The sequence below is a fragment of the Micrococcus sp. IITD107 genome (assembly GCF_041927415.1).
Lineage (GTDB): Bacteria > Actinomycetota > Actinomycetes > Actinomycetales > Micrococcaceae > Citricoccus > Citricoccus terreus.
Map to the genome: position 1 here is coordinate 541,532 of NZ_JBHFFN010000001.1, position 15,874 is coordinate 557,405.

The 15,874-nt window shown below is 69.0% G+C and carries 18 protein-coding genes; 10 read left to right on the forward strand and 8 right to left on the reverse strand.

Annotation, left to right across the window (positions count from 1 at the left end):
• Positions 1-269 precede the first annotated feature (269 nt).
• The 6 genes from ACEXHE_RS02595 to ACEXHE_RS02620 all read left to right on the forward strand — a co-directional run bounded on the left by ACEXHE_RS02595 (position 270) and on the right by ACEXHE_RS02620 (position 5,517).
• On the forward strand, positions 270-1,106 hold the full coding sequence (locus tag ACEXHE_RS02595) for a helix-turn-helix transcriptional regulator (protein WP_374784600.1): 837 nt from the start codon (positions 270-272) through the stop codon (positions 1,104-1,106).
• A 74-nt stretch (positions 1,107-1,180) separates the two neighbouring features.
• The gene (sufB, locus tag ACEXHE_RS02600) at positions 1,181-2,650 is read left to right on the forward strand and encodes a Fe-S cluster assembly protein SufB (RefSeq protein ID WP_260061201.1); all 1,470 of its coding nucleotides are present in this window, start codon (positions 1,181-1,183) and stop codon (positions 2,648-2,650) included.
• A 1-nt stretch (position 2,651) separates the two neighbouring features.
• Positions 2,652-3,992: a Fe-S cluster assembly protein SufD gene (gene sufD, locus ACEXHE_RS02605; RefSeq protein WP_336704893.1), complete on the forward strand. Its 1,341-nt coding sequence runs from the start codon at positions 2,652-2,654 to the stop codon at positions 3,990-3,992.
• Entirely contained in the window at positions 3,992-4,321 is a 330-nt protein-coding gene (locus tag ACEXHE_RS02610) for a non-heme iron oxygenase ferredoxin subunit (RefSeq protein ID WP_091696966.1), read from the forward strand. Before sufD ends, ACEXHE_RS02610 begins: the two co-directional genes overlap by 1 nt.
• Positions 4,322-4,420: 99 nt before the next feature.
• The gene (gene sufC / locus ACEXHE_RS02615) at positions 4,421-5,185 is read left to right on the forward strand and encodes a Fe-S cluster assembly ATPase SufC (RefSeq protein WP_374784601.1); all 765 of its coding nucleotides are present in this window, start codon (positions 4,421-4,423) and stop codon (positions 5,183-5,185) included.
• Positions 5,186-5,193: 8 nt separating this feature from the next.
• Entirely contained in the window at positions 5,194-5,517 is a 324-nt protein-coding gene (locus tag ACEXHE_RS02620; RefSeq protein ID WP_091696960.1) for a metal-sulfur cluster assembly factor, read from the forward strand.
• 99 nt (positions 5,518-5,616) lie between these two features.
• On the opposite strand, the gene ACEXHE_RS02625 is transcribed toward ACEXHE_RS02620, so the two are convergent.
• From ACEXHE_RS02625 to ACEXHE_RS02640, 4 genes are read right to left on the reverse strand one after another with little or no spacing between them, the layout of a single operon-like run.
• Positions 5,617-6,528 (reverse strand): neutral zinc metallopeptidase, encoded by a 912-nt coding sequence (locus ACEXHE_RS02625; protein ID WP_091696958.1) that lies wholly within the window; start codon positions 6,526-6,528, stop codon positions 5,617-5,619.
• 36 nt (positions 6,529-6,564) lie between these two features.
• Complete coding sequence (locus ACEXHE_RS02630; protein ID WP_374784602.1) at positions 6,565-7,257, reverse strand: CbiQ family ECF transporter T component; 693 nt, start codon at positions 7,255-7,257, stop codon at positions 6,565-6,567.
• A gap of 10 nt (positions 7,258-7,267) precedes the next feature.
• The gene (locus tag ACEXHE_RS02635; protein ID WP_374784603.1) at positions 7,268-8,059 is read right to left on the reverse strand and encodes an energy-coupling factor ABC transporter ATP-binding protein; all 792 of its coding nucleotides are present in this window, start codon (positions 8,057-8,059) and stop codon (positions 7,268-7,270) included.
• A complete protein-coding gene (locus ACEXHE_RS02640) occupies positions 8,056-8,682 on the reverse strand; it encodes a biotin transporter BioY (protein ID WP_374784604.1) in 627 nt (208 codons plus the stop codon). Before ACEXHE_RS02640 ends, ACEXHE_RS02635 begins: the two co-directional genes overlap by 4 nt.
• Before the next feature lie 182 nt (positions 8,683-8,864).
• On the opposite strand from ACEXHE_RS02640, the gene ACEXHE_RS02645 reads away from it, so the two are divergent.
• On the forward strand, positions 8,865-10,463 hold the full coding sequence (locus ACEXHE_RS02645) for an ABC-F family ATP-binding cassette domain-containing protein (RefSeq protein ID WP_091696953.1): 1,599 nt from the start codon (positions 8,865-8,867) through the stop codon (positions 10,461-10,463).
• 39 nt (positions 10,464-10,502) lie between these two features.
• On the opposite strand, the gene ACEXHE_RS02650 is transcribed toward ACEXHE_RS02645, so the two are convergent.
• Genes ACEXHE_RS02650 through ACEXHE_RS02660 form a run of 3 tightly spaced genes read right to left on the reverse strand, consistent with a single transcriptional unit; the run spans position 10,503 to position 12,252 of the window.
• Positions 10,503-11,444, reverse strand: coding sequence for an SURF1 family protein (locus ACEXHE_RS02650; RefSeq protein WP_245760668.1), 942 nt, complete (start codon positions 11,442-11,444; stop codon positions 10,503-10,505).
• Positions 11,441-11,734 (reverse strand): hypothetical protein, encoded by a 294-nt coding sequence (locus ACEXHE_RS02655; protein ID WP_374784605.1) that lies wholly within the window; start codon positions 11,732-11,734, stop codon positions 11,441-11,443. Before ACEXHE_RS02655 ends, ACEXHE_RS02650 begins: the two co-directional genes overlap by 4 nt.
• 23 nt (positions 11,735-11,757) lie before the next feature.
• Positions 11,758-12,252, reverse strand: coding sequence for a DUF3099 domain-containing protein (locus tag ACEXHE_RS02660; protein WP_374784606.1), 495 nt, complete (start codon positions 12,250-12,252; stop codon positions 11,758-11,760).
• Positions 12,253-12,372: 120 nt separating this feature from the next.
• Between ACEXHE_RS02660 and ACEXHE_RS02665 the strand changes: the two genes are divergently transcribed.
• Both ACEXHE_RS02665 and ACEXHE_RS02670 read left to right on the forward strand, forming a co-directional pair.
• A complete protein-coding gene (locus ACEXHE_RS02665; RefSeq protein WP_091696946.1) occupies positions 12,373-13,110 on the forward strand; it encodes a beta-ketoacyl-ACP reductase in 738 nt (245 codons plus the stop codon).
• A 5-nt stretch (positions 13,111-13,115) separates the two neighbouring features.
• Complete coding sequence (locus tag ACEXHE_RS02670) at positions 13,116-13,967, forward strand: SDR family oxidoreductase (RefSeq protein WP_374784607.1); 852 nt, start codon at positions 13,116-13,118, stop codon at positions 13,965-13,967.
• Positions 13,968-14,057: 90 nt separating this feature from the next.
• On the opposite strand, the gene serB is transcribed toward ACEXHE_RS02670, so the two are convergent.
• Positions 14,058-14,969, reverse strand: a complete 912-nt coding sequence (gene serB, locus ACEXHE_RS02675) for a phosphoserine phosphatase SerB (RefSeq protein ID WP_374784608.1) — start codon at positions 14,967-14,969, stop codon at positions 14,058-14,060.
• A gap of 95 nt (positions 14,970-15,064) precedes the next feature.
• Here serB and ACEXHE_RS02680 point away from each other — a divergent pair, with 95 nt between their 5' ends.
• Positions 15,065-15,874: an ABC transporter ATP-binding protein gene (locus tag ACEXHE_RS02680; RefSeq protein WP_374784845.1), complete on the forward strand. Its 810-nt coding sequence runs from the start codon at positions 15,065-15,067 to the stop codon at positions 15,872-15,874.

Genomic DNA, 15,874 nt, shown 5'->3' on the forward strand with positions numbered 1-15,874 from the left:
TTGGACGTCACCGGTGGGGGCAGGGCCCTGCGCATGCAGGTGTCTGGTGACGGCGGGGTCGGCCGGCACGGACGTCACCGACGCTGCAGGGGAAGGGGGCACAGAGGACACCGAGACAGTCTAGCCGCGCGTGCGTTGAGTTCTACGTCGTGTAGAAGTCGCGCCCGACGGTCTGAGACCCGGGGGTCGCCTGCGCTGGGAGCGGAATCGTCCTCGACTGAGGGTCCCCTCACTTGGAACCGGTATCCCGAATAGGTAAGAATAAAGTTGTGTATTCCCCCGACGTCGCGCGCACAGCGCCGGACTCCAGTGTGCCCACCGGCACCGGAGCGGTGCTGACCGGAGACAGCACCCGTGAGCGGGTGCTGCAGGTCGTGCTCACGCACGGGCCGGTGAGCGCCGCCGAGGTGGGACGTCAGCTGGATCTGACCGCCGCAGCGGTGCGTCGGCACCTGGACGTCCTCTCCGAGGAGGGGACCGTGGAGATCAAGCTGATCGCCGGCAACCGCGGTGCCGGGCGTCCATCCCGCCGGTATGTGGTCAGCCAGCAGGGCCAGGCCGATCTGGGCGACGACTACCTCACCATCGCCACGGACGCGCTGGGCCGGCTGGCGCAGATGCAGGGCGTCGAGGCGATCCGCCTGGTGGCCCAGGACCGCTTCGCCGAAGTGGAGCGCCGCTTCCTCGAGGCGATCACCGCCGCCGAGGCACAAGGTGAGTCCGTCCAGGATCTGCAGGTGCGGACGGACACGCTGGCACGGGTCCTGGACGAGCTCGGCTTCGCCGCCAGCATCCGCCTGGCCGGTCTGCCCACCACCGGACCCGGTCCGGACCGTCAGCACGCCCCTCAGTCAGACCGGACCTCACTGCCGGTGATGCGGGCCGCGCAGATCTGTCAGGGACACTGTCCCCTGCAGGAGGTCGCCGCACGGTTCCCGGAGTTCTGCGAGGAGGAGACCGAGGTCTTCGCCCGCCTGCTCGGCGTGGATGTGCGGCGCCTGTCCACCATGCCCACCGGTGGGCATGTGTGCACCACCCATGTCCCGCTGGGACGCAAGCCTCCCGCGCGAGCCGACCGGCCGTCGTCGGGAACCGCCACCGGCTGAGCCGGAGGCCACCGACCACCAGACCCACCCAAGACTGAACCGAACTGCCAGAAGTGCAAGTGAGAGAGGTTGAGATGACCGATCAGATCACCGATCGGATCACGGAGGACACCGACCCCGGTGTCATCTCCGAGATCCTGGAGAAGAACCCCGAGCTGGAGGCGATCGGCGCCTACCAGTTCGGCTGGGCCGATTCCGACGACGCCGGCGCCAACGCCCGCCGCGGCCTGAACGAGGACGTGGTGCGGGACATCTCGGCCAAGAAGGACGAGCCCGAGTGGATGCTCAACCTGCGCCTGAAGGGCCTGAAGTACTTCGACCGCAAGCCGATGCCGACCTGGGGCGCAGACCTCTCCGGGATCGACTTCGACAACATCAAGTACTTCGTGCGCTCCACCGAGAAGCAGGCCCAGTCCTGGGAGGACCTGCCCGAGGACATCCGCAACACCTATGAGCGTCTGGGCATCCCCGAGGCCGAGCGCGCCCGTCTGGTGGCCGGTGTGGCCGCGCAGTACGAGTCCGAGGTCGTGTACCACCAGATCCGTGAGGACCTGGAGGAGCAGGGCGTGATCTTCCTGGACACCGACACCGGCCTGAAGGAGCACCCGGAGATCTTCAAGGAGTACTTCGGCTCCGTCATCCCGGTGGGCGACAACAAGTTCGCCTCCCTGAACACCTCGGTGTGGTCCGGCGGCTCCTTCGTCTACGTCCCCAAGGGCGTGCACGTGGAGATCCCGCTGCAGGCCTACTTCCGGATCAACACCGAGAACATGGGCCAGTTCGAGCGCACCCTGATCATCGCGGACGAGGACTCGTACGTGCACTACATCGAGGGCTGCACCGCCCCGATCTACACGTCCGACTCGCTGCACTCCGCCGTGGTGGAGATCGTGGTCAAGAAGGGCGCCCGCGTGCGCTACACCACCATCCAGAACTGGTCCACCAACGTGTACAACCTGGTGACCAAGCGCGCCGTCTGCGAAGAGGGCGCCACCATGGAGTGGATCGACGGCAACATCGGCTCCAAGGTCACCATGAAGTACCCCGCCGTCTACCTCACCGGTGAACACGCCAAGGGCGAGACCCTCTCGATCGCCTTCGCCGGCAAGGACCAGCACCAGGACACCGGATCCAAGATGGTCCACCTGGCGCCCAACACCTCCTCCTCGATCGTCTCCAAGTCGGTGGCGCGCGGCGGCGGCCGGGCGGCGTACCGCGGTCTGGTCCAGGTCAAGGAGGGTGCCGAGAACTCGGCCAACTCCGTGGTCTGCGACGCCCTGCTGGTGGACACCATCTCCCGCTCGGACACCTACCCGTACATCGACATCCGCGAGGATGACGTCACCCTGGGGCATGAGGCCACGGTCTCCCGGGTCTCGGAGGAGCAGCTCTTCTACCTGATGAGCCGCGGGCTGTCCGAGCAGGAGGCCATGGCGATGATCGTGCGCGGGTTCATCGAGCCGATCTCCCGTGAGCTGCCGATGGAGTACGCACTGGAACTGAACAAGCTCATCGAGCTGCAGATGGAAGGATCGGTGGGCTGATATGACCGACACACAGAACATCACCCTGGACGAGCTCTCCACCGAGGGCGCCGGGACCCCCGTCATCCCCGGGATGGGGGAAGAGGGCGAGCAGCTGGCCACCGAGCTGACCGCTGGCACCGATGCCACCGTTCCCGGCTCGGCCGAGACCGGTGCGGTGGAGTCCCACGTGGACCCCTCCGCGAAGGTCTCCGGGGCCGACGGCCGCGCCGCCTTCGGCACCTCCCGCGCGGACCGCATCTCCTCCCGTGAGCTGGCCGACTTCCCGGTCCTGACCGGACGTGAGGAGGACTGGCGCTTCACCCCGCTGCAGCGTCTGGCTGGCCTGCACCTTCCCGACGGCGACCAGTCCCGGCTGACCGGCACGGCACCGTCCGTGCAGGTCCAGGCGCAAGACGGGATCACCGTGGAGACCGTGGGACGTGAGGACGCCCGCCTGGGCTCCGTGCTGACCCCGGACGACCGGGTGTCCGCCGCCGCCTGGAACTCCTTCGAGCAGGCCACCGTGGTCACCGTGCCCGCCGAGCTTGAGGTGGGCGAGCCCATCCGCATCACCGTGGAGGGCACCGCGGCCGAGGCGTCGGCCCAGCACCTGCTGGTGGTCGTGGGACCCCATGCCCGCGCCGACGTCGTGATCACCCACCGCGGTTCGGCCGTGGTGGCCCAGAACGTGGAGTTCGACGTCCAGGACGGGGCCGGTCTGACCGTGACCAGCATCCAGGCCTGGGAGGACTCCGCCGTGCATGCCTCGGCACAGCAGGCCGCTGTGGCCAAGGACGCCACCTTCAAGCATGTGGCGATCTCCTATGGCGGCTCCCTGGTCCGGCTCACCCCCACCGCACGGTTCACCGGTCCCGGTGCCGAGTCCGAGCTCTACGGCCTGTACTTCGCCGACGCCGGCCAGCACCTGGAGCAGCGTCTGTTCGTGGACCACGCCGTGCCGAACTGCACCTCCAACGTGCTCTACAAGGGCGCGCTGCAGGGCCAGGACGCTCACACCGTGTGGGTCGGGGACGTGCTGATCCGCAAGGAGGCCGAAGGCACGGACACCTACGAGAAGAACCAGAACCTGCTCCTCTCCGACGGTGCCCGTGCCGACTCCGTGCCGAACCTGGAGATCGAGACCGGCGTGATCGAAGGTGCCGGGCACGCCTCGGCCACCGGCCGCTTCGACGAGGAGCAGCTGTACTACCTGATGGCACGCGGCATCCCCGAGTCCGAGGCGCGCAAGCTCGTGGTGCGCGGCTTCCTCAACGAGATCATCCAGAAGATCGGGATCGAGGACGTCGAGCAGGAGCTCACCGAGATCATGGAGACCGAACTCGAGGTGACCCAGCTCTGATGGCGGCCGGTCAGCGCGTCTGCGCCTCCAGCGAGATCGGGCCCGGCGAGGTCCAGCGGTTCGAGGTGGACGGACACCCCGTGGCCGTGGCCCGCGACTCCGACGGCACCCTGCACGCCCTGGACGACATCTGCTCCCACGAGGAGGTGTCGCTCTCGGACGGCTTCGTGGAGGGTTGCGCGCTGGAGTGCATCGGGCACGGGTCGGCCTTCGACCTGGTGAGCGGACGGCCCAACCAGCTGCCCGCCACCGATCCGGTGTCCGTGTACGCGCTGACCGAACAGGACGGAGAGGTGTTCGTCGACACCTCCACCGTGCTCAACGCCTGAGGCTCGCCTCCGACCGCGGGAGACCGCTCCCGCACCCCCTGAACCACACCACTTGAAGACCACTCCGTCCCTGAGACGGAACCTGTGAGGAGAACACGCATGTCAACCCTGGAGATCAAGGACCTGCACGTCTCGATCGAGACCGAGAAAGGCCCCAAGGAGATCCTCAAGGGCGTGAGCCTGACCGTGAACACCGGTGAGACCCACGCCATCATGGGCCCCAACGGCTCCGGCAAGTCCACGCTGGCCGCCACGATCGCCGGCCACCCCCGCTACGAGGTCACCTCCGGCTCCATCACCCTGGACGGCGAGGACGTCCTGGAGATGGACGTGGACGAGCGCGCCCGCGCCGGCCTGTTCTTGGCCATGCAGTACCCGGTGGAGATCCCCGGCGTCACCATGACCAACTTCCTGCGCACCGCCAAGACCGCGATCGACGGCGAGGCCCCCTCGCTGCGTCACTGGTCCAAGGACGTCAAGTCCGCCATGGAGGCGCTGAAGATCAACCCCGAGTTCGCCAACCGCAACGTGAACGAGGGCTTCTCCGGCGGTGAGAAGAAGCGCGTGGAGATCCTGCAGCTGGAGCTGTTCAAGCCCAAGTTCGCCGTCCTGGACGAGACCGACTCCGGCCTGGACGTGGACGCCCTGCGCGTGGTCTCTGAGGGCGTCAACCGGGCCCAGGAGCAGAACCAGATGGGCACCCTGCTCATCACCCACTACACCCGGATCCTGCGCTACATCAAGCCGGACTACGTGCACGTCTTCGTGGACGGCCAGGTGGCCGAGTCCGGTGGACCCGAGCTGGCCGACCGCCTGGAGAACGAGGGCTACGTCCGCTTCGAGACCGCCACGGCCGGAGCCTGAGGAACCTGATGACGGAGAACACACAGACACCCCTCGACGACATCGAGGAGGCGCTCAAGGACGTCATCGACCCCGAGCTGGGCGTGAATGTGGTCGATCTCGGGCTGCTCTACGGCGTGCACTACGCCGAGGACGGGGCCCTGCTGATCGACATGACGCTCACCACCGCCGCCTGCCCGCTGACCGATGAGATCGAGGATCAGGTCTCTCGTGCCGTCAGCACCATGGTGGACGAGTGGCGACTGAACTGGGTATGGATGCCGCCGTGGGGTCCGGAGCGGATCACCGACGACGGCCGCGACCAGATGCGAGCCCTCGGGTTCAACATCTGATCAGACCGCCATCACGAGAACGGGACGTCACCTTGCCAGGTGACGTCCCGTTCTCGTCTGCGAAGTGTCCGTGGAGATCCGGTGATGGGGGTCAGCCGATCAGGGCTGGTCCAGATTCGGGTGGTCCAGGGTGTTGCACTGGTTGATGTCGGTGGTCTGGTAGCCGTGCATGAACCACTTCATCCGCTGCTCAGAGGTGCCGTGAGTGAACGCCTCGGGCATCACCCGGCCCGTGGAGGCCTGCTGGATGCGGTCGTCGCCCACCGCGGCCGCGGCGGAGAGGGCATCACGCAGATCGGTCTCGGTGACCTCCTGCAGGAAGGTCTCGCCTGACTCTGGATCCGTGGTGGTGGCGGCATGGCCGGCCCACATGCCGGCGTAGCAGTCGGCCTGCAGCTCCACGCGGACGGCCCCGGAGGTGGGGCCGGTACCGCCCTGCTGGGAGTACTGCAGGTAGCCCACGATGTTCTGGATGTGGTGCCCGTACTCGTGGGCCACCACGTACTCCTCGGCCAGCGGTCCGCCGGAGGCGCCGAACCGGGACTCGAGCACATCGAAGAACTCGGTGTCGTAGTACATGGACTCATCCCCGGGGCAGTAGAACGGGCCCACATCGGAGGTGGCCGCACCGCAGGCGGTGTTCACCCGTCCGGCGAACAGCTCCACGCCGGGTTCGCGCCACTGCACCTGGTACTGGGCCAGGTACGGCTTCCAGAAGGCGTCGCCGGACTCCACGGTGGCCAGGATCCGGCAGTCGATCCGCTCGTTGGCATCGGCGCCGGTCTGGCACTCGTCGATCGCCTGCGGGCCGCTGGGCTGCTGCCGCTGGGTCTGGGTTCCTCCGGTCAGGCCCAGATCCTCGGCCAGCCCCGGGGCGAAGATGGACAACAGCAGGACCAACAGGCCCGCGCCACCGCCGATCGCGATGCCACCGCCCCGGCCCACGCCTCCACCACCGCGAGAGTCCCGGACGCGGGAGGAGTCCAGTCTGATGTTGTCGTTGAAGCTCATGCGCCTGAGTGTAGTGGGGGAGCGAGCTGAACGGCATCAGGGCGCCGTGTCCTCCTGGTGGCGGTGTTCCGGCTCGTCCGGCAGCCCTCGAGCGGCCAGCGCCTCTCCTGTGGCACGGGCATATCCCACCGTGGCCACCAGCACCGGCAGCATCAGCCTCTGTGGGGTGCGTCGCACACCCCGGGCGGCCAGCGCCTCGGAGGTCTCCTCGACGGCGGTCCCCACCCAGGGGATCGAGCGGACCATCACGTTGACCGCCAGCGCCGCCGCCTGAGGGTGGACGCCGAGCGGCCGGAACAGCCCGAAGAACCGTTCCATCCCGTCCAACAGGTCCGGTCCTGGGGTGGTCAGCAGCAGCAGCCGCGCAGCGGTCAGAGCGGCATACACCCCCACCACGACCACCCCAGCGTTCAGCACGGCTCCGCCCACGTCCGGTCCAGCGGCCTGTCCGGCCGGGCGCACCCAGACCTCCGAGATCCAGCGGGCCAGACCGACCACCAGCAGCAGCGGCCACAGTCTGCGCAGCGGCGCCAGGAACTTTCCGATCAGACCCGCCGCACCGTGCAGGACCACGACGACGGCCAGCGCGGCGAGGGCCACCAGCGGTGCCCTCCAGGAGACCACCAGGACGGTGACGGCCAGGACCACCAGGTACTTCAGTCCCAGCGGCGCACGGTGCACCGGGGAGGAACCAGGGCGGTGATCGAAGAGCCGCGCGAACGTGGTCATGGACGGCGCCTCAGTCCTGGCCGGTCCGTCTGGAGTGCACGAGCTCTCGATACCAGCGCACCGCATCGGGGCCGGCGGCGTCGTGGACCACTCGGCCACGGTCCATCACCAGGCAGCGGTCCGCCAGCGCGGCGAACTCCAGGTCATGGGTGGTGTAGACCAGCTGCCGGCAACGGCCGGTGCCCGGACGGGACAGGAGCAGCTCCTGCACATCCAGGGTCCAGGCCAGATCCAGCAGGGTGGTGGGCTCATCGGCCACCAGCAGGACGGGGTCGGTGGCCAGCACGGTGGCCAGGGCCAGTCGTTGGCGCTGACCGCCGGAGAGATCGTAGACGCTTCGGTCCGCCAGCCCACCCAGGCCGAACTCGGCCAGCAGATCGGCGGCGGCCGAGCGGCGCTGAGCACGGCGGGCATGGGTCCGCCGCAGGGAGAGCTCCACGTCCTCTCCTGCGGTGGGCATGACCAGCTGGACCAGCGGATCGGTGAACACGAACCCGGTCTGGGCGCGGACCTCGGCGGTCTGCACGGCCGGGTCCAGGCCGTGCACACTGACCTGCCCGGTGGAGGCGCTGACCAGTCCGTTGAGCAGTCGGATCAGCGTGGACTTGCCTGAGCCGTTGGCCCCGATCACGCACACCCGCGCCTCGGTCAGCTCCAGATCGAGACCCTCCAGGATCCGCACCGTGCCCGGCTGGGAGCCGGGGCGCTGCTCCTGCCCGGGGGACGTCGTCGGGACCTCCACGCCGACCTGCCGGAAGGTGATGCTCCCCGCGGAGGCGGCGGGCAGGCGGTCCGAGATCACCAGCGGCGCTGTGCCAGACCCGGGAACGCCCGGAACAGGGTGACGGCCACCGCGGTGGCCAGGACGTTCTTGAGCACGTCGCCGGGCCAGAAGACCATGTCGGCGCCGAGCGCGGTGATCACGTCCAGCTCGAGGGCGATCATCATGCCGCCGATGCCCATCGGGTGCACGAAGGTGAAGGAGGCCACCATGGCGGACAGGAACACCAGTGCCCACCGCCCGAAGCCGCGGCCGGCCGTGCGGCGCAGCACCAGCGTGGTCAGGGCTCCGGCCAATGCAGCGGCCAGCGGGAAGGCCAGCAGGTAGCCGGCGCTGGGCCCGGCCAGCACGCCGAGCCCACCGCTGAAGCCGGAGAAGACCGGCAGTCCGGCCAGGCCGGCCACCAGGTAGAGCAGCACGGCCAGGAAGCCCAGCCGGGCACCGAGGACGATTCCGGTGAGCATCACCGCGAAGGTCTGCAGGGTGATCGGGACGCCGAAGCCGCCGACCGGGATGGGCGGGAGCATGGCCGCCACGGCGATCAGCGCCGCGAACACTCCGGTCACCGCCACCTGGGTGGGCACCGGCAGAGCGGAAGCGCCGTGCAGGGTGCGGTGGGGCTGGGCGGGGACGGATGAGGACACACGGACTCCTGAGCTCAGGGGCGGAGGTCGGCGGCACCGACGGGACACGGTGCTGCGGTCCGACCCGTAGACTGGACGGGTCCCGCAATGCACCACCGGCAGTCTAGGCCGGGCCCGGCTCCGGCCGTGTTGTGCGTCACCGACCGAGGCGGGACCCCATCGTCTGTAGGAGTTCCCTCACTGTGCTTGCCGTCACCGATCTTGAACTGCGCGTCGGAGCACGACTCCTGATGGAGGGCGTCACCTTCCGCGTGGCCCAGGGGGACAAGGTAGGCCTGGTGGGACGCAACGGCGCCGGCAAGACCACGCTGACCAAGGTCCTGGCCGGCGGCGGACAGCCCACCGGCGGGACGGTGACCCGCCGCGGGTCGATCGGCTACCTGCCGCAGGACCCCAAGATCGAGGACATGGAGCAGACGGCGCGGGAGCGCATCCTCTCCGCACGTGACCTGGATCAGACCATCCGCCGCATGCGCCAGGCCGAGGACGACATGGCCAACGCCGACGACGCCATCCGTGAGCGCGCGATGTCCCGCTACGCTCGGCTCGAGGCCGAGTTCACCTCCCAGGGCGGTTACGCGGCCGAGTCTGAGGCGGCGACGATCTGCGCGAACCTCGCCCTGCCGGACCGCATCCTCGAGCAGCCCCTGAAGACCCTCTCCGGTGGACAGCGGCGTCGTGTGGAGCTGGCCCGGATCCTGTTCTCCGATGCCGATGTGCTGCTGCTGGATGAGCCCACGAACCACCTGGACCATGACTCGATCGTCTGGCTGCGGGACTTCCTGAAGTCCTACCCCGGCGGGTTCATCGTGATCAGCCACGATGTGGACCTGATGGAGATGACGGTGAACAAGGTCCTCTACCTGGACGCCAACCGTCAGGTGATGGACGTGTACAACATGGGGTGGAAGAACTACCAGCTCCAGCGCGAGCAGGACCAAGCCCGCCGCCGCCGCGAGTACGCCAACGCCGAGAAGAAGGCCGGGGCCCTGATGGACCAGGCCAACAAGATGCGGGCCAAGGCGACCAAGGCTGTGGCCGCCCAGAACATGATCAAACGGGCCGAGCGACTGATGAAGGATGTGGAGGGGGAGCGGGCCGCGGACAAGGTGGCCGCCATCCGGTTCCCCGAGCCGGCACCCTGTGGCAAGACCCCGCTCATGGGCGAGGACCTCTCCAAGTCCTACGGCTCCCTGGAGATCTTCGCCGGTGTGGACCTGGCCATCGACCGCGGCTCACGCGTGGTCATCCTGGGCTTCAACGGCGCCGGCAAGACCACCCTGCTGCGCATGCTGGCCGGAGTGGAGCAGCCGGACACCGGCCAGATCGTGGCCGGGCACGGCCTGAAGCTGGGCTACTACGCCCAGGAGCACGAGACCCTGGACACCGAGCGCTCCGTGCTGGAGAACATGCGCACGGCCGCTCCGGACCTGAAGGACACCGAGGCCCGCAACATCCTGGGGTCCTTCCTGTTCCAGGGCGACGACGTGGACAAGCCGGCCGGGGTGCTGTCCGGCGGTGAGAAGACCCGTCTGGCCCTGGCCACGCTGGTGGCCTCCTCGGCCAACGTGCTGCTGCTGGACGAGCCCACCAACAACCTGGACCCGGCTTCACGCCAGGAGATCCTCAACGCCCTGCGCACCTACCAGGGCGCCGTGGTGCTGGTGACACACGATGAAGGCGCCGTGGAGGCGTTGGACCCGGAACGGGTGGTGCTGCTGCCAGACGGCGTGGAGGACCTGTGGAACGCGGAGTACCAGGACCTGATCTCCCTGGCCTGACCGGCCAGGCCCCCAGCCGGATCATCCGTTCCGGTGGGGTCAGCGGGATTCGCCGGCGTCCACCAGGGCGTCTTCGATCTCCTCGTCGGTGAGCTGCCCTCCGCGGCGCCGCACCGGCTTGGCGCGCTCGGGGCGGTGGGCCGAGAGGTATCCGTCCTCTTCGGTGAACCCGTGGATCCTGTCCTCACGGTCGTTGACCGCCTTCTGGCGCACCAGGTAGCCCCACACCACGAAGCTCATCAGGCCGAACATGAACCACTGCAGCGAATAGGACAGGTGTGGTCCTTCATCCAGTGGGGGCTTGGCCGGCAGCTGCGGTGAGGTGGCCGGTGCCGGGTCCTCGACGGCCCGCAGCCCGTAGGCGGCCCGGGCCACCGGGTAGTCCACGGACTCCTCGAACGCGACGAGGTCGATCGAGGCCAGCTGTCCCTCCGGGGCGTCGCGGTCCAGGGTGGGCTCGCCGGGCTTGACCCGGACGGTCACCTCAGCGGGACCGGAGGGTGGCGCGGGGACGGTGTCCGGGCGACCGGGGGAGTTGCCGATCGGCAGCCAGCCGCGGTTGACCACGATCACCTCGCCGGTGTCCGTGCGGAACGGAACCAGGGCCTCGTAGCCGGGACGACCGTTGAGCGGCCGGTTGCGCACGATCCGGGTGTCCTGCTCCAGATACTCTCCCTGCAGCACCACCGGCGTCCATTCGTCCTGGGGCTGGAAGTCGGTGAACAGGTCCTGCGCCTCGGAGTAGGGAACGGCGGGCTCGTCATAGTTCTCCAGCACCTTGTTGATCTCGGCCACGGCCTCCATGCGGCGGTCCATCTGCCACTGTCCCAACAGGGCGCAGGCGAAGGCGAAGAGCAGGCAGAACGCCAGCCCACCCAGCCACTTGGCCGAGAGCACGAAGCCGAAGTCCAGCTTGGGCTTACGCTCGGCGGCCGGTGCCTGGTCCTCCAGGGTCTGATCGGGGTCCATGGTGCCGGTCATGCACGTCCTTCCGGTGCGTCCAGGGGAAGCACGTCCTTGAGCAGTCCTCGAGACTGCAGGTAGTCGGTGAGCCAGTCCCGATGCTCGGCACAGGCCAACCAGGTCTTGCGGCGATCCGGGGTGTGGATCCTCGGGTTATTCCACTCCAGTCTCCAGGCGGCGGCACCACGGCAGCCCTTGCGTGAGCACTGCGCCTGATCCGGCCCGGCAGCCTGCTGCCGAGTCTGTGCCGATCGGCCGGTGGCGGAGCCCAGCGAGCCGAGCAGATCCGGGAGTCCAGGCGTGCTCATTCCGGGTGTCCTCTCCGTCATGCTCAGACCGCCCCGTCGCCGGAGGTCGGGGAGGAGGCCTCATCCTGGGCGTGACTGCCCGTGCCGCTGGGCAGTGCGCGGGTGACCAGGACGACTCCCTGGACGGGGCCGTCGTCGGGCCGCTCTGCCGTGGGAGAGCCCTGGTGGCCCTCCCAGCCCAGCGCGGGCTGATCCGCGGGGATCTGCTGCAGCACCTCACCGTTGCTCACGGTGCCGTTGTTGGCCAGGACCACGGCGATGTAGGGCAGGACGATCGCGCCGATGATCAGCACCAGCTGAAGCCAGCCGGAGGCGAAGAAGGCGCCCACGAAGCAACCGGTGCGGATGCCCATCTGCCACAGGTAGCGGCCCATCCGCCGATCCAGGTCAGCCGAATGGGGCTCGGGGGCGCTGGTGATCCGCTGGACTGCGGGTTCGTCAGCCGCGTGGGAGGGGTGGTGCCGAGCAGACCTGCGCGCGCCGGGCGAGGAGCCGGGGGCGGCGGGGCGGCTGGACATGACGGTCTCCGTGCGGGCGAAGGGCGAAACAGATGTCCTCCATTGTCTCACTGTCCTCACTAGAGTGGTGGACCAGCACCCGGTGAGCGCCCTCACCGTACCCCAGCACCAGGAGGACCCATGGCCCAGGAGAATACCCAGACCGAGACTCCCACCGGACGCAGTGTCCTGGTGACCGGCGGCAACCGGGGGATCGGGCTGGCGATCGCCCAGGCGTTCCGGGAGAACGGGGACCGGGTGGCGGTGACCTCCCGCTCCGGTGAGGCACCGGACGGACTGTTCGCCGTGCAGGCTGACGTCACCGACGCCGAGTCGGTGGACCGGGCGTTCTCCGAGGTGGAGGCCGCGCACGGTCCGGTGGAGGTGCTGGTGGCCAACGCGGGCATCACCCAGGACCAGCTGCTGCTGCGCATGTCCGAAGAGGACTTCACCTCGGTGATCGACACCAACCTCACCGGGTCCTTCCGGGTGCTCAAGCGAGCCTCCAAGGGCATGATCCGCCTGAAGAAGGGCCGGGTCATCCTGATCTCCTCCGTGGTGGGTCTCTACGGCTCCCCGGGACAGATCAACTACGCCTCCTCGAAGTCCGGGCTGGTGGGCATGGCCCGGTCCCTGACCCGTGAGCTGGGTTCGCGCAACATCACCGCCAATGTGGTGGCCCCCGGGTACATCGACACCGAGATGACCCAGGCGCTGGACGAGGACCTGAAGAAGAGCTATCAGAAGTCCATTCCCGCCGGACGCTTCGCGGCTGCCTCCGAAGTGGCCGGAGTGGTGCGGTGGCTGGCCTCGGACGAGGCGGCCTACATCAGCGGGGCCGTCATCCCCGTGGACGGCGGCCTGGGCATGGGACACTGATCCCCATGAGCGACGCGCAGAACAGCAGCCCGCAGGGCGACTCACAGCAGACCCCCAGCAGCACCCCGAGCACCGCCCAGGACCTGGCCGGACGAGGAGCGATCATCACCGGCTCCAGCCGTGGCATCGGTGCCGAGACGGCGAAGCTGCTGGCCGCACGCGGTGCCGGCGTGGTGGTCAACTATCGCCAGAAGGCGCCCCGTGCGAACAAGGTGGTGGCCGGGATCCAGGACGCTGGCGGCCGGGCTGTTGCGGTGGGGGCGGACATCACCACCGCCGAGGGGCGCGGGGCCATGGTGGACACGGCGGTGCAGGAGTTCGGCTCCCTGGACCTGCTGGTCCTCAACGCCTCCGGTGGCATGGAGTCCTCCATGGGCGAGGACTACGCCATGGTGCTCAACCGCGACTCCCAGCTGGCCATGCTCGAGGCCGCGCTGCCGCACCTGAAGGCCGGTTCCCAGGTCATCTTCGTGACCAGTCACCAGGCGCACTTCATCGACTCCGTGCCCACCATGGACGCCTACACCCCGGTGGCCCAGTCCAAGCGCGCCGGTGAGGTCGCGCTGCGGGAGCGGATCCCGGATCTGCGCGACCGGGGCATCGGGTTCGTGGTGGTCTCCGGAGACATGATCGAGGGCACCATCACCGCCACCATGCTCAACCGTGCCGAGCCGGGTGCGATCGAGGCCCGCCGTGAGGCCGCCGGGAAGCTCTACTCCGTGGAGGAGTTCGCCGCCGAGATCGCCGTCCTGGTGGGCCGCAACGACCTGCCGGTGGGCTACACCGAGTACGTGGGCGGGGCCGAGGACTTCCTGACCGCCGCCGGGGGAGACCCCGACGCCGAGCATCAGGGCTGACGTCCGACGATTCCACACCCCCTGACCGGAAAGGCCCTGCCCCGTGCGGCAGGGCCTTTCCGGTTCGGAGGTGCAGAACCTCGAGACGGCTCAGAGTCCGGCCAGGACCCGGATCACGTCCAGTGAGGGCACGTCCAGCTCGATGTCGGCGTGCTCGCGGAGGGCCGGCTTGGCGCAGAACGCCACGGCCAGCCCCGCAGCCTGCAGCATGTCGATGTCATTGGCGCCGTCGCCCACGGCGATCGTCCCGGTCTGGTCCACCCCGAACTCCGCGGCCCATTCCTGCAGCGACTCGGCCTTGACCGCGCGGTCCACCACCGGTCCGATGACCCGGCCGGTGAGTCGACCGTCCACGATCTCCAGCTCATTGGCCCGGTGCCGATCCAGGCCCAGATCCGCGGCCAACGGCTGGAGCACCTGGGTGAACCCCCCTGACACCGCACACACGGCCCACCCTGCTGTGCGGAAGGCGCCGATCAGTTCCCGGGCACCTGGCTGAGGCACGACGGCGGCCACCACCTTCTCGATCACGCTCGCCTCCAGTTCGGCCAGGGCCTCCACGCGGTGATGCAGTGACTGGGCGAAGTCCAGTTCCCCGCGCATGGCCGCCTCGGTGACCGCGGCGACCTCTGCTTCCCGTCCGGCGTGGGCGGCCAGCAGCTCGATGACCTCCTGCTGGATCAGTGTGGAGTCCACGTCCATCACCAGGATCCGCCGTTCGGCACCGGCGGCCGGCGCGGGCACCTCCGCCAGGTGGTAGCCGGCCTCGACCAGGTCTGGCGTGAGGACAGAACCCGGCGTATCGCCGGCCGGCGAGGCGATGTCAGTTCCGTCGGCCGCAGTCCAGCGCCAGCCCTGGAAGCCGACGCCGGAGACCCGCTCAGCGTCCTGCGGAAGGTGCGTGACGTCGTCGGGAGTGCTGGCCTCACCGGAGCCCGCGGCGCGGTAGAGGACCGTCAGGCCTGCAGGACGGGAGGAGTCGGGGGAAGGAGTGCGCGGCATGCCGGGGCCTTTCGTGCTTCGGGGGGCGGTCCTAGCCTAGTGTTCTGTCCATGACCCCTCCTGTCTCCGAGACCTCGCACGTCCCCGACCGACCCATGGACCCGGACCTGTTCATCCCCTCCGGCGACTCCGTGCTGGAGCTGGCCGCCGTGACCGTGTCCCGCGGCGGCAAGGAGCTGGTCCGGGAGATCAGCTGGCAGGTGCGCGAGGGGGAGCGCTGGATCATCATGGGCCCCAACGGTGCCGGGAAGTCGACCCTGCTGCAGGTGGCCGCCGCACGGCTGCACCCCAGCGCCGGCATGGTGGGGATCCTGGACGAGGTGATCGGGGCGGTGGACGTCTTCGAGTTGCGTCCGCGGATCGGCCTGTCCTCCGCCGCACTGGCCACCCAGCTGCCGGAGAACGAGACCGTGCTGAATGCGATCGTCACCGCCTCTTGGGGGGTGACCGGCCGGTGGAACGAGGGCTATGAGTCCTTCGACGAGGACCGGGCCCGTGACCTGGCCGCCCAGTGGGGTCTGGAGGGCCTGGAGGACCGCCGGTTCGGGACCCTGTCCGAGGGCGAGCGCAAGCGGGTGCTGATCGCCCGCGCCCTGATGACCGACCCGGAGCTGCTGCTGCTGGACGAGCCCGCCGCCGGCCTGGACCTGGCCGGCCGGGAATCCCTGGTGTCCTCCCTGACCGAGCTGGCCCAGGACGAGGACGCCCCCGCGCTGGTGCTGGTCACCCACCATCTGGAGGAGGTGCCACCCGGGTTCACCCACGCCCTGCTGATGCGCGGCGGCTCGGTGGTGGCCGCCGGCGAACTCGAGACGACCCTGACCGAGCAGAACCTGTCCGAGACGTTCGGGGTCCCGCTGAAGGTCTCCGTCACCGAGGGCCGGTACACGGCCGTCGCCGCCTGA

What these genes read in the sequence shown, in the direction of transcription:
- sufB (WP_260061201.1), top strand. Translation starts at nt 1,181, where the DNA reads ATGACCGATCAGATCACCGATCGGATCACGGAGGACACCGACCCCGGT.
- sufD (WP_336704893.1), top strand. Translation starts at nt 2,652, where the DNA reads ATGACCGACACACAGAACATCACCCTGGACGAGCTCTCCACCGAGGGC.
- ACEXHE_RS02610 (WP_091696966.1), top strand. Translation starts at nt 3,992, where the DNA reads ATGGCGGCCGGTCAGCGCGTCTGCGCCTCCAGCGAGATCGGGCCCGGC.
- sufC (WP_374784601.1), top strand. Translation starts at nt 4,421, where the DNA reads ATGTCAACCCTGGAGATCAAGGACCTGCACGTCTCGATCGAGACCGAG.
- ACEXHE_RS02620 (WP_091696960.1), top strand. Translation starts at nt 5,194, where the DNA reads ATGACGGAGAACACACAGACACCCCTCGACGACATCGAGGAGGCGCTC.
- ACEXHE_RS02625 (WP_091696958.1), bottom strand. Translation starts at nt 6,528, where the DNA reads ATGAGCTTCAACGACAACATCAGACTGGACTCCTCCCGCGTCCGGGAC.
- ACEXHE_RS02630 (WP_374784602.1), bottom strand. Translation starts at nt 7,257, where the DNA reads ATGACCACGTTCGCGCGGCTCTTCGATCACCGCCCTGGTTCCTCCCCG.
- ACEXHE_RS02650 (WP_245760668.1), bottom strand. Translation starts at nt 11,444, where the DNA reads ATGACCGGCACCATGGACCCCGATCAGACCCTGGAGGACCAGGCACCG.
- ACEXHE_RS02655 (WP_374784605.1), bottom strand. Translation starts at nt 11,734, where the DNA reads ATGAGCACGCCTGGACTCCCGGATCTGCTCGGCTCGCTGGGCTCCGCC.
- ACEXHE_RS02660 (WP_374784606.1), bottom strand. Translation starts at nt 12,252, where the DNA reads ATGTCCAGCCGCCCCGCCGCCCCCGGCTCCTCGCCCGGCGCGCGCAGG.
- ACEXHE_RS02665 (WP_091696946.1), top strand. Translation starts at nt 12,373, where the DNA reads ATGGCCCAGGAGAATACCCAGACCGAGACTCCCACCGGACGCAGTGTC.
- ACEXHE_RS02670 (WP_374784607.1), top strand. Translation starts at nt 13,116, where the DNA reads ATGAGCGACGCGCAGAACAGCAGCCCGCAGGGCGACTCACAGCAGACC.
- serB (WP_374784608.1), bottom strand. Translation starts at nt 14,969, where the DNA reads ATGCCGCGCACTCCTTCCCCCGACTCCTCCCGTCCTGCAGGCCTGACG.
- ACEXHE_RS02680 (WP_374784845.1), top strand. Translation starts at nt 15,065, where the DNA reads ATGGACCCGGACCTGTTCATCCCCTCCGGCGACTCCGTGCTGGAGCTG.